Source organism: Cryobacterium sp. Y62 (assembly GCF_002929785.1).
Lineage (GTDB): Bacteria > Actinomycetota > Actinomycetes > Actinomycetales > Microbacteriaceae > Cryobacterium.
Genome location: NZ_PJJK01000117.1, coordinates 69999 through 81796 on the forward strand (window position 1 = coordinate 69999; position 11798 = coordinate 81796).

Here is an 11798-nt window from a genome sequence, read left to right on the forward strand (position 1 = left end):
GCCCATCTTACGGAACCGAGCCCACGATAGATCATGGGCACTGCGACCGGGCCCGGGCCCGGGCACAAGAAGCCCGAACCCGGAACCAGGAATGCCCGACCCTGGAAGGAAATACCTAGTCGACCGGGAGCGCCCGGAAGCCGCGCAACCGCAGACTGTTGGTCACCACGAACACAGAGGACAGCGCCATCGCAGCGCCGGCGATCAGCGGATTCAGCAGCCCGGCCATCGCGAGCGGAATCGCCGCGACGTTGTAGGCAAAGGCCCAGAACAGGTTCGCCTTGATCGTCGTGAGGGTACGACGAGACAAACGGATGGCATCCGCTGCGGCGAGCAGATCGCTGCGCATGAGCGTGAGGTCACTTGCCTCGATCGCGACATCGGTGCCCGAACCCATCGCAATGCCAAGGTCAGCGGTCGCGAGGGCGACGGCGTCGTTCACGCCGTCACCGACCATCGCCACCACGTGCCCCTCCGCCTGCAACCGCGCAATGACCCGGGCTTTGTCGGCGGGCAGCACCCCGGCGGTGACGTCGGTAATGCCGACCGAGTCGGCGACGCTCTGCGCCGCCGCGAGATTGTCGCCGGTGACCAGCAGGGGCGTGAGGCCGAGCGCCCGAAAGCGTTCGACCGCGAAACCGCTGGTCGGCTTCACCGTGTCGTCGACAGTCAGCACCCCGCGCACCTGCCCTTCCCAGGCCACCATGACGGCGGTCTTGCCGAGCCTCTCCGCGGTGCCCAGCACGGCCTGCAGCTCGATCGGTACGCTGAGCCCCCACCGCTCAACCAACCAGGCGGGCCGGCCGACCAGCACAAGGCGTCCGTCCACCTCGGCCTGCACCCCGAGCCCCTGCTCCGACAGAAACGCCGACGAAGGCGGAACCGAGCCCAGCCGCGACACAGCACCCGCCGTGATGGCGCGGGCGATCGGATGCTCCGACCCACTTTCCGCTGCCCCCGCCAGCCCCAGCAGCTCATCGACAGGACCGCACTCGTGGGGCACAACGCTCGACAGCGTCATGCGCCCGGTCGTGATCGTGCCGGTCTTATCGAGAACAATAGTGTCGACCCGGCGCGTGGACTCCAGAACCTGCGGTCCCTTGATCAAAATGCCCAGTTGCGCCCCGCGCCCGGTTCCCACGAGCAGCGCGGTCGGCGTGGCCAGCCCGAGCGCGCACGGGCAGGCGATGATGAGCGTCGCGACGGCGGCGGTGAACGCCATCGTCGCACCGGCGCCGACCAGAAGCCAGCCGACCAGGGTCGCCAGGGCGAGCCCGATCACGATCGGCACGAATACGGCGGAGACCCGGTCGGCCAGGCGCTGCACCTCGGCCTTGCCAGTCTGTGCCTGTTCCACGAGTCGGCCAATATGCGACAGCTCGGTGTCAGCGCCGACCCGGACAGCCCGCACCACGAGGCGCCCGCCGGAGTTCAGGGTTGCCCCCACAACGTTGTCGCCCGGCCCGACTTCGATGGGCACCGATTCACCGGTGAGCAGGCTCGCATCAATCGCACTCGAACCGTCGACGATCAGGCCGTCGGTCGCGATTTTCTCCCCCGGCCGCACCACAAATTCATCACCAACCACGAGCAGCGCGGTGCTGATCCGGCTCTCCACGCCATCCTTCAGCAGCGTGGTTTCCTTCGCGCCGAGTTCGAGCAGCGCCTGCAGCGCCGCTCCGGAATTGCGCTTGGCTCGCGCCTCCGCGTAGCGCCCAGCCAGAATAAACACCGTGACAGCGGATGCCACCTCGAGATAGATCTCGTCGGCGCCGCCCCCAGGTGTGGCCGAGAAGGTAAAGCTCATGGTCATGCCGGCCATTCCGGCCATACCGAAGAAGAGGGCATAGAGCGACCAGCCGAGGGCGGCGAGCACGCCGACGCTGACCAGCGTATCCATGGTCGCGGCACCGTGGCGAGCATTCACCCAGGCGGCGCGGTGGAACGGCCACGCACCCCAGATCGCCACCGGGGCAGCGAGGACCAGGGCCAGCCACTGCCAGTTGGTGAACTGCAGCACCGGGATCATCGACAGGGCGGCGACCGGCAGGGTCAGCGCGGCCGAGACGAGCAGGCGCTGGCGCAGGGTGGCAAGCTCGGGGTTGCCGGTATCCGCCACGGGTGCGGCTGCGGGCCGCACAGCCGAGTAGCCGGTGGCTTCAATCGTCTTGATGGCGTCGTCGATGCTCGTGCCGTCCGGCACGAAAACACTCGCCTTTTCGGTGGCGTAGTTGACCGTGGCGGCGACCCCGGGCATCCGATTGAGCTTCTTCTCGATACGGGCGGCACACGAGGTGCAGGTCATCCCACCGACGAGAAGGTCAATCTGCTGACCATCCGACATCAGGCCGCGGACACCAGCTGGTAGCCCGCCTCCTCAACGGCGGCGGCGACCACGGTACGGTCGAGCTCGGCGGTGCTCTTGACGGTCACCTGCGAGGTGCCACCCTTGACAAGCTCCACGGTGACGTTCTCGACCCCTTCGAGGAGCCCGATCTCTTCGGTTACGCTCGCGACGCAGTGGCCGCAGGTCATTCCGTCGACGCCGTAGGCGGTGGTCGTGCTGTTCATGTTCAGAACCTTTCTATTTCCCCGTGAAGGGGGGTCTCCTGCGAGCATACCCCTTGGGGGTACCATTCTGCTAATATACCCCAAGGGGGTACAGTAATGTGACGAGGGTTCATGAACGACGCAGAGGACATTTTTATGCACGAGTCACACCCGGCGGAGACCCACAACGGACCGCACGGCTACATTTCAAACAAAGATGCCTACCTCAAGCGCCTGCGTCGCATCGAGGGTCAGGCCCGCGGCCTGCAGGGCATGGTCACCGACGACAAGTACTGCATCGACATCCTCACGCAGATCTCCGCCATGACGAGCGCGCTCGAATCGGTCGCGCTCGCGCTGCTCGACGATCACCTGAACCACTGCGTGCTGCACGCGGCGGTCGCCGGCGGCGACGAAGCCGAGGCCAAGCTGCGCGAGGCATCCGCTGCCATCGCGCGGTTGGTGCGTTCCTGAAGGACCGGACCTTTGGCCCTAGTCCCCGGGTATAGCCCGGCGCGACACTGGTTAGACAGCGAAACGGAAGGACTCCCATGAACAGCAATGCCGCCACGGCCGCTCCCGTACGAGTCTTCATTCTCGACGATCACGAGCTGGTTCGGCGCGGACTGCGGGAGCTGCTCGAGGGCGAAGGATTCAATGTTGTGGCCGATTGCGGTCTGGCCGCCGAGGCAACCCCGCTCATTCTCGAGCTGCGCCCCGACGTGGCCATTCTCGATGCCCGTCTGCCCGACGGCACCGGCATTGAGGTCTGCCGGGACGTGCGTTCGGTTGACGACGCCCAGCAGTGCCTCATTCTCACCAGTTACGACGACGAGCAGGCGCTGCGCGGTGCGGTTCTGGCCGGCGCGGCCGGTTATCTGCTCAAGGAGATTCGCAGCACCGACCTGCTCGGTAAGATTCGGCGGGCGGCGGCGGGCGAATCCCTCTTCGACCCGGCGGTCAAGGCCGGCATCATCGCGGGCCTGGCCGACCCGCAGGATGCCCGGCTGGCAACGCTCACCGCGCAGGAGCGCAAGGTGCTCGACCTTATCGGTGCGGGCCTGACCAATCGCGAAATCGGCCAGACCATGTTTTTGGCCGAAAAGACTGTCAAGAACTACGTGTCGACGATGCTCGCAAAGCTGGATTTTCAGCGTCGAACCCAGGCTGCTGTTTTCGTTGCGAAACGTGGAGACGAACGCCGACCGTAATTTCCGGCACCGGCACAGACCAGCGCAGCCGAGTTCCCTCTCCGAGGGTGCTGCGCACCGAGAACTTACCATCGAGCAGCGCCGCGCGTTCCTTGAGGTTGTCCAGACCGCTGCGCCGCGCCGGCTTGCTGAAACCGATGCCGTTGTCGGCGATGACGAGCTTGATCCGCTCGCCCTGGGCGTCAACCGAAATGTCAATACTAGTCGCCTGCGCGTGGCGGGCAGCATTGCTCAGCCCCTCCGAGATCACAGCGAGCAGGTTGCTGCGCAGGTCGTCGGCGAGCGGTCCGTCGATCGGCCCGGACAAGCGGATGCGCGGAGCGAATGGCAGACCCTGCGCGCCCTCTTTGATCACGGCGAGAATGCGACTGCTCAGTGTCCCGGTGTCCTGAGCCATTCCGCGTAGGGAATAGATCGTGTCGCGCAGTTCACGAATAGTCTCATCGAGCTCGGTCGTCACCGCGTTGATGCGGTCAAGCGCGACCGGATCGTTGGTGAACCGGCGCAGGCTCTGCATGCTGAGCCCGGCGGCGAACAGTCGTTGAATGACGAGGTCGTGCAGGTCGCGCGCGATCCGGTCGCGGTCGCCGAGCACCGCCTGCTCCTCGCGCATCCGATGCACCGTGGCCAGCTCGAGAGCGAGCGATACCTGGGTACCGAAGACCGCGCTCATCTCCACATCGGTGAGACTGAATCCAGCGGATGACGGTGCTCGCGACAGCAAAATCACGCCCTGCCCGTCGCCGGCTGGCCCCAGTGCGGCCACCAGCGTGGGTCCCAGGAGTGACCACTGCGCGGCCGGGCCGGCTGCGGCATCCGCTGCCAGAATGGGCGATGAAGTGAGGGCTGAGGACGCACCGGTGTCGTGCAGCTCGTCCAGCGTGCCGGCGCGCAGCAGTACCGTGCTACCGACCAGGTGGGCGGCGACCGAAGCGGAAAGCTCCACTCCGGCGGCGGCCGCACAGTACAGGCTGTCGTCGGTGGGAAAGCCGATCACGGCCAGTTCGGCACCGGAGGCGACAAGCACGCGCTGCACCACCAGATCAAGGCCGTTGTCTTCGTCATTATCGTGCGGGCGCAGCAGGTCGCGGCCCATGGCGGCGACCGCCTCCAGCCAGCTTCCGCGGCGGCGGGCCTCGTCGTAGAGGCGGGCGTTCTCAATCGTGACGCCGGCGGCCGCGGCGAGCGCGACGGCCAGTTCCTGGTCTTGGTCGGTGAAGTCTCCGCCGCCCTCTTTTTCGGTGAGGTAGAGGTTGCCGAACACCGTGTCGCGCACCCGAACCGGAACGCCGAGGAACGACTTCATCGGCGGGTGATGGGCCGGAAACCCGAAGGAGTCGGCGTGATCGTGCAGATCGTGCAGGCGAATCGGATGCGGTTCGCGAATCAGCAGGCCGAGCACGCCGTGGCCGGTCGGCAGTGCCCCGATTCGGCGCACGGTTTCCTCATCGAGCCCGACGGTAACGAAGTGGCTCAATACCGGGCCGGTTCCGATCACGCCGAGGGCACCGTACCGGGCCTGCACCAGCCGACAGGCGGCGGTCACGACACGTTCGAGCACCGATTCGAGACTGAGGTCTTCAGCCACCGACACGACGGCATCGAGCAGGCCGCGCATTCGTTCCTGGGTAAGGGCAAGCTCAGCGGCAGTCTGATCCGTCATACTTCTCGTCCCCACCCATCAAGCCACTTTTTATCTAACCTAAGCACGCTTTGGCGGGTGGTAACCCTACTTGTGGGCGGTTCTGGTGACGATCGTCGGGCAGGAGATGTGCAACAGCACCTCGTGACTGACCGACCCCATCAGCAGGCGCTGCAGCGATCCGCGACCACGGCTGCCGACCACGAGCATTTGCGCCTGTCGGGCGGCGGCCACGAGCGCCCGTGCCGGCGACTCGTCGGTCTCGAGAACCTGGTGCACCACGAGGTCGGGGTAGCGTGCGCTGAGTCCCGCCACCGACTCGGCGAGCACGACGCGTTCCTCTTCCATGCGCTCGGTCACGGCCTCGGCCGGGATGCTGCGCAGCACCCGACGATTCGGCAGGTGCACCGCGTACAGGGCGAACAGCTCCTGGCTGGTGCGGTCGGCTTCGGCCGCGGCGAAGGCCACGGCGGTCACCGAGTCGACCGAGCCGTCGACGCCGACGTAGACGCCTGATCGCTCGGTCTCGGGCAACGACGGAATGACGGCGACCGGGCAGGTCGCCAGCGCGGCGATCTGCAGGCTGACGCTGCCGAACAGTTCACCCTCGACCCGGCCCTTGCGATCGGTACCGACGACAACGAGGTCGGCGTCCTTCGACAGCTCACTGAGCACGCGCGGTGCGCTGCCGGTGCGCAGCTCGGTGTGGGTGACGACAGTGGGGGCGAGGGCCGCCGCGCGGGCGCCAGCGTCGGTGAGAAGCTTCTTCTCGGCGTCGAGAATGGAATCGTAATAGCCGTAACCGTCGGCCAGCCAGGTTTCGTACACGGTGTGCACGAGCGTCACCGGGCTCTTGACGTGCTCGGCCCGGGCCATGGCCCACGCGAGGGCGGTCTCGCCGGCAGCCGAATCGTCGACACCGACCACAATCATCCGGTTCATTGCTCTACCTCGTTCTGCACTAGAAAGGGCGGGCCCAGAGCTGGTGCCCCATCGCCTTATTTCTATCCTGTCAGTCCGCGGGCCTCGCGAATAGGGCCGGAAGTCCCGATTAGCCGCCCATTCCCCGCGCCGACGCTACGGGACTTTCGGCCCTAGCCGCACCCGGGCCCCGGTCGTACCGTAGCTCTGACGGGTCGTTTGCCCGTCCCATTCGTCACAACTTATTCACCACAACTTATTCAGGACAACCCATTCACCACAACCCATTCACCACAACCCATTCACCACAGAGGAGATACCCGTGAAGGCACTTGTCTATGGCGGCCCTGGCCTGAAGAGCTGGACCGACGTCCCGGACCCGACGCTACACAACCCGACCGATGCGATCGTGCGCGTGGAGACCACCACGATCTGCGGCACCGACCTGCACCTTCTCAAGGGAGACGTTCCCGCCGTCACTGTCGGCCGCATCCTCGGCCATGAGGGCGTCGGCACGATCACCGAGGTCGGTTCAGCCGTCAGCAACCTGAAGGTCGGCGACCGGGTCATCATCTCCTGCATCAAGAGCTGCGGCCACTGCAGCAACTGCAGCAACGGGCTCTACTCGCACTGCCTCGGCGACGAGGGTGCCTCCGGCATCGGCTGGGTCTTCGGCCACCTGATCGACGGCACCCAGGCCGAGTTCGTGCGCGTTCCCTACGCCGACAACTCCCTGCACAAGCTGCCGGAGGGCGTCAGCGACGACCAAGGCGCCATGCTCAGCGACATCCTGCCGACCGGTTTTGAAATCGGCGTGCAGTACGGCCGGGTCAAGCCCGGCGATGTCGTCGCCGTGATCGGCGCCGGCCCGGTCGGCCTGGCCGCCATCGCCACCGCAGGCCTCTACGGCGCTGCGAGCATCATCGCGATCGACCTCGACGAGAACCGCCTCGAACGGGCCTGCTCCTGTGGCGCGACCGACACCGTCGTTTCCGGTGCCGCCGACTGGAAAGAGCAGGTTCTGGCCCTGACCGACGGCGCCGGTGTTGACGTGGCCATCGAGGCTGTCGGCATCCCGCAGACCTTCACCATGGCAACTGAGATCGTGCGGCCTGGCGGCAACGTCGCCAACGTAGGCGTGCACGGCAAGCCGGTCGACCTGCACCTCGAGAACCTCTGGATTCAAAACATCAACATCAGCATGGGGCTGGTCAACGCCAACACCACGAAGATGCTGCTGAGGCTCGTCGCGAGCAAGAAACTGCCAGCCGAGAAACTGGCCACGCATCACTTCAACTTCGACCAGTTTCTGGAGGCCTACGACACCTTCAGTCGCGCCGCCGAAACGAAGGCACTCAAGGTCGTCATCACCCGCTAACAACGTTTCTCTTGGAGGTACCATGCGTGCCCTGATCGTCTACGAGTCGCTGTACGGCATCCGTCACTGACACGCTTCTGGTTCGTGAGACCGGCGGAAGACCGACCGGCCGAGCTGGCTGCGCCTCAATCACGGCGTGTCCCGAAATCTACCGGCGTTGCGCACCGTGCTGCGTGGATGCCGTCGCTGATCTCGTGACTTTCGGCCCTACTCGGGGGTAAGCGGTGTGGCTAACCTGAAAATCAGAAGTCGGCGACGGTCACCCGAGCATTCACTCGCGGCCCAGCACCGCAGAAAGGGTTGGGCTCATGACTGACACGCTCACTACCGCCAAAATGGTCGTTGCCTGGGATGGAACGGAGCCGGCTCGAGCCGCTCTGGATTGGTCTTTGGCCCGCGCGGTCGGCGGCGAGCTCACCCTGGTGCGGGTACTCGATCGCACCGTGTCATCGGCGGACTACTTCACCCTAGACTCTACGACGGCCCATGCCCGCGAGGTACTCATCGATGATGCGGATCGGGTCAGCGCGAAGTATCCGGCGCTGACGGTGTACTCCGAGCTCCTCTCCGGTGACCCGATCTCCGAACTGCGTGCACTGAGCGGAACGCACACCCTCGTCGTCGTCGGAACCCACAGTCGCCGCGGGTCGACCCTGCGCTACGAGTGGTCATTGGGAGCGCGGCTGGCCGGCTCGGCCAACGGGCCCGTTGCGATCATTCCGAAGAGCGACAGTACGTTCCACTCGGGCATCGTGGTCGGCATCGACGGGTCGGCCGCCTCCAACGCCGCGGTCGAATTCGCGGCGGCCGAAGCCGAACGCTCCGGCGAAGACCTGCTTGCGATCCACGCCTGGCAGGAACCACTGGTCTGGCGCGACACGACCGAGCCCGACGCCCGCTCTCTGGACACGCTGGAGACCTTGCACCGGCGCATCCTCGACGAGTCGTTGCGTACCGTCGCCGCGCGCTACCCGATGGTGCGCATCCGTCCGTCGCTCGTGCGCGGACCGGCCCAGTCGGTACTGCTTGACGCATCCCGCGGGGCGGCCCTCCTCGTCGTCGGCGACCACGGGTTCAAGGGCCTGTCCAAGTTGCTGCTCGGTTCGGTGAGCCACTCGATCGTGCTGAACATCCAGTCGCCCATGGTGGTCATCCCGGCCCCGACCGTCTGACCCGCGCACGCGCTGGGCCTCTTTCTGGTCGACCGCGGGTCGCGGCACTCGTTCGAGACGCTGGCACCCCTCGGATCGAGTGCCCGCTTCCCGAAAGGGTGCCGCGAGCCGGCCTCTCGCGGTTAGGGTTTTGGTATGAGCACATTCGCGCTGCCCCGTCGCAGACTGCGCATTTTGGCGACCGGCGTCGCTTTGCTGGGGCTGCTGGCGACCCTGATCGCTTCGCCGATGCCACCGGTTGCCGCAGCGCCGCTACCGACCGCGGCGACGCGACCCGCCCCGTTCAACCCCGGCCTCATCATCAGCGACTACAACTTCTTCAACCCCGATGCCCTTACCGAGAGCGAGATTCAGAATTTTCTCGAGGAGCGCTCCTGCCGGCCGAGCGACGGCGTGCCGTGCCTGTGGGAATACCGCGAGACCACGACGAGTCAGCCGGCCCAGGGTGCCGGGCATTGCCGGCCCTATTTTGGCGGCGAGAACGAAACCGCCGCCCGCATCATTGCGAAGATCGCGGCGGCCTGCACCATTAGCCCCGAAGTTCTGCTGGTGTTGCTGCAAAAGGAACAGTCGCTGCTGACCCGACCGAGCGAATCGGGCTATCTGCGCGCGACCGGGTATGGCTGCCCCGACACCGCGGATTGCGATGCCCAGTACTTCGGCTTCTTCAACCAGGTCTACAACGCTGCCTGGCAATTTCGGCAGTACACCCAGGAACCCGACCGGGCCTTCAAGGTCGGCACGATCGACGTGGGTTTCAACCCCAACGCCGAGTGCGGTTCGACCCCGGTCGCCCTCGAAAACCAGGCCACGGCCAACCTATACAACTACACGCCCTACCAGCCCAATCCGGTGGCCGTGCAGAACGCTGGTGATCAGGGCGACGAATGCTCGACCTACGGTAACCTCAACTTTTGGCTGTTCTTCAATGACTGGTTCGGTGAGTCCACGTTCGAACCGTTCTCACTCGTGTTCGACGAGTGCTTAAACTTCGTCAGCGGCCAGAACTGCCGCGTGCCGTCGTTGATCCCCGTCGGCCCAGCCGCCTGACCCGGCCGCCCAAGCGGCCCACCGAGCGAACGGCCCACTGAGCAAGCGCCAAATCGGGCGGCCAGATGAGCGACTGAGGCGTTACGCTCGATCGCTCGCCGTGTACACCCACGGCACCTGGCCGATCTCCAGCCGGTGCCGGCCCCCTTTCTGCTCGATATCGGCCTGGTCGTCGTAAGCTACATCGCCCGCCCAGAACAGCACTTGCCCACGCTCGCTCGCTCCGAGTCGGGTCTCGTAGTGCGCCAACCCGCGCTCGATGAAGTGCGCCACGATCTCGGCCACCGACTCGAACCCTTGCAGCCCGTGCAGCGTCACCCAGGTTGGTGCCACGAGCGTCATCACATCGGATGCGTGCCGCTCCAGCGCGATCGCCGGCCGAAGCCAGGCGTAGTCGATGACCTCATCTGCGGCGAGCACAATGGTGCCGGCTGGCGCCGTCGTGAGGTAGAACCAGGTGCGCATGCGTTTCGGCGCGCTCAGGGGCGGTATCCACAGCGCGGTCGAGGTGAGTGCATCCGGCGACACCTCGAGTCCGGTCTCTTCTCGCACCTCGCGCACGGCGGCCCGGCGGGCGGCGAGTTGTTCGGCGGCCTCGCCTGCGGCCGCTGCACGACCACGCGAGGCCGCGGCATCCGCTGATGAGTGGTCCTCTGGATCAACGCCACCACCGGGAAACACCCAGGCACCGGCGAACGAGCCGCGATGGTGCGGACGTTCGAGCAGCAATACCTCGGGCCCGTCTGCGCCGTCACGCAGCAACACCACAGTCGCGGCCACGCCGAGAGGCGTGGCCTGGCTCACACCATCCCCGATCGGAACCGGGCCGGTCTGTGCATCTCGCGTCATCGCGTCGTCCTCATCGATCGGGTTTCCCCCACCCTAACGCCGACCCCCGACACCGACGCCGACACCGACACCGACACTAAGCTGCGAGCTATGCCCGACCACGATGCACAACCGCAGCACACGAGCCCATTCACCCGTAGTCTGCTCGCTCCCAATGCGGGGCCGATGACCCTCGACGGCACCAATTCGTACATCATTGCCGCACCGGGCTCGACCGAAATCATCGTGGTCGATCCTGGTCCCCTCAACGATGGCCACCTCGCCGCCCTCACCGCGGCGGGACGGGTCACACTCGTGCTAGTGACCCATCGGCACGCCGACCACACGGCCGCGAGCGCACGATTCGCCGAACTGACCGGAGCCCCGGTGCGGGCATTCGATCCGGCGTATTGCCTGGGCGGCGATCCCCTCGTAGACGGTGAACTGATCGAGGCCGCCGGCTCCAGCATCCACGTCATACATACCCCCGGCCACACCGACGACTCCGTCTGCCTGCACCAGCCGGGCGACGGTCCGACCGGCTCGGTGCTCACCGGCGACACCATTCTCGGCCGCGGAACCTCCATAATCGACGGCACCCTCGCCGACTACCTCGCCTCTCTCAAATCCCTGCGCGCACTCGGCCCGGCCATCGTACTACCGGCCCACGGTGCGGTGCTGCCCGACCTCGCCGCCCGCTGCGACGCCTACCTCGCCCACCGACACGAGCGTCTCGAGCAGGTTCGTGCCGCCCTGAGAGAGCTCGGCGAAGACGCCAGCGCGGCCCGGGTTACCGACGTGGTTTACGCACAAACGGATGCCGCGGTGCGGTTCGCCGCCGAGGCATCCGTTCGCGCACAGCTGGCTTATCTTCGCGGAGGCAGCGGATTGAGCTGACGTGCTCGCGAATCTAGTTGCCGGGCTTCTTCTTCTCCAGGTGGCGGCCCACCAACCCTCCTCTGACTTTGCGTGTAAAACAGACCAAGCGGTATGGTTCTTGTACTGCTCCAAAGCAGCGTTCACCCCTAATCGGCCATAGCAATGCG

The 11798-nt window shown here is 66.0% G+C and carries 11 protein-coding genes; 6 read left to right on the top strand and 5 right to left on the bottom strand.

Annotation, left to right across the window (positions count from 1 at the left end; translation table 11 throughout):
- Positions 1-115: 115 nt before the first annotated feature.
- Together CXY71_RS16135 and CXY71_RS16140 are read right to left on the bottom strand one after the other, a co-directional pair.
- On the bottom strand, positions 116-2344 hold the full coding sequence (locus CXY71_RS16135) for a cation-translocating P-type ATPase (protein ID WP_104137637.1): 2229 nt from the start codon (positions 2342-2344) through the stop codon (positions 116-118).
- Positions 2344-2571 (bottom strand): heavy-metal-associated domain-containing protein, encoded by a 228-nt coding sequence (locus CXY71_RS16140; RefSeq protein ID WP_104137641.1) that lies wholly within the window; start codon positions 2569-2571, stop codon positions 2344-2346. Before CXY71_RS16140 ends, CXY71_RS16135 begins: the two co-directional genes overlap by 1 nt.
- 111 nt (positions 2572-2682) lie before the next feature.
- Here CXY71_RS16140 and CXY71_RS16145 point away from each other — a divergent pair, with 111 nt between their 5' ends.
- Positions 2683-3024 carry a metal-sensitive transcriptional regulator gene (locus CXY71_RS16145; RefSeq protein ID WP_233198401.1) on the top strand — a complete coding sequence of 114 codons (342 nt, stop codon included), beginning with the start codon at positions 2683-2685 and terminating at the stop codon, positions 3022-3024.
- Between the two features lie 77 nt (positions 3025-3101).
- Positions 3102-3761: a response regulator transcription factor gene (locus CXY71_RS16150; protein ID WP_104137644.1), complete on the top strand. Its 660-nt coding sequence runs from the start codon at positions 3102-3104 to the stop codon at positions 3759-3761.
- Here CXY71_RS16150 and CXY71_RS16155 read toward each other — a convergent pair.
- Positions 3661-5424, bottom strand: coding sequence for a GAF domain-containing sensor histidine kinase (locus CXY71_RS16155; protein WP_104137647.1), 1764 nt, complete (start codon positions 5422-5424; stop codon positions 3661-3663). The two genes, CXY71_RS16150 and CXY71_RS16155, sit on opposite strands and share 101 nt — an antisense overlap.
- Positions 5425-5490: 66 nt before the next feature.
- On the bottom strand, positions 5491-6345 hold the full coding sequence (locus CXY71_RS16160; RefSeq protein ID WP_104137650.1) for a universal stress protein: 855 nt from the start codon (positions 6343-6345) through the stop codon (positions 5491-5493).
- Positions 6346-6646: 301 nt separating this feature from the next.
- On the opposite strand from CXY71_RS16160, the gene CXY71_RS16165 reads away from it, so the two are divergent.
- From CXY71_RS16165 to CXY71_RS16175, 3 genes are all read left to right on the top strand, one after another.
- Positions 6647-7702: a zinc-dependent alcohol dehydrogenase family protein gene (locus CXY71_RS16165; protein WP_104137654.1), complete on the top strand. Its 1056-nt coding sequence runs from the start codon at positions 6647-6649 to the stop codon at positions 7700-7702.
- A 308-nt stretch (positions 7703-8010) separates the two neighbouring features.
- The gene (locus tag CXY71_RS16170) at positions 8011-8874 is read left to right on the top strand and encodes a universal stress protein (RefSeq protein ID WP_104137657.1); all 864 of its coding nucleotides are present in this window, start codon (positions 8011-8013) and stop codon (positions 8872-8874) included.
- 135 nt (positions 8875-9009) lie between these two features.
- The gene (locus tag CXY71_RS16175; protein WP_104137662.1) at positions 9010-9924 is read left to right on the top strand and encodes a hypothetical protein; all 915 of its coding nucleotides are present in this window, start codon (positions 9010-9012) and stop codon (positions 9922-9924) included.
- Positions 9925-10005: 81 nt separating this feature from the next.
- Here CXY71_RS16175 and CXY71_RS16180 read toward each other — a convergent pair whose 3' ends face one another.
- Complete coding sequence (locus tag CXY71_RS16180) at positions 10006-10773, bottom strand: NUDIX domain-containing protein (RefSeq protein WP_104137665.1); 768 nt, start codon at positions 10771-10773, stop codon at positions 10006-10008.
- A 90-nt stretch (positions 10774-10863) separates the two neighbouring features.
- Between CXY71_RS16180 and CXY71_RS16185 the strand changes: the two genes are divergently transcribed.
- Complete coding sequence (locus CXY71_RS16185; protein WP_104137669.1) at positions 10864-11649, top strand: MBL fold metallo-hydrolase; 786 nt, start codon at positions 10864-10866, stop codon at positions 11647-11649.
- Positions 11650-11798: the final 149 nt, after the last annotated feature.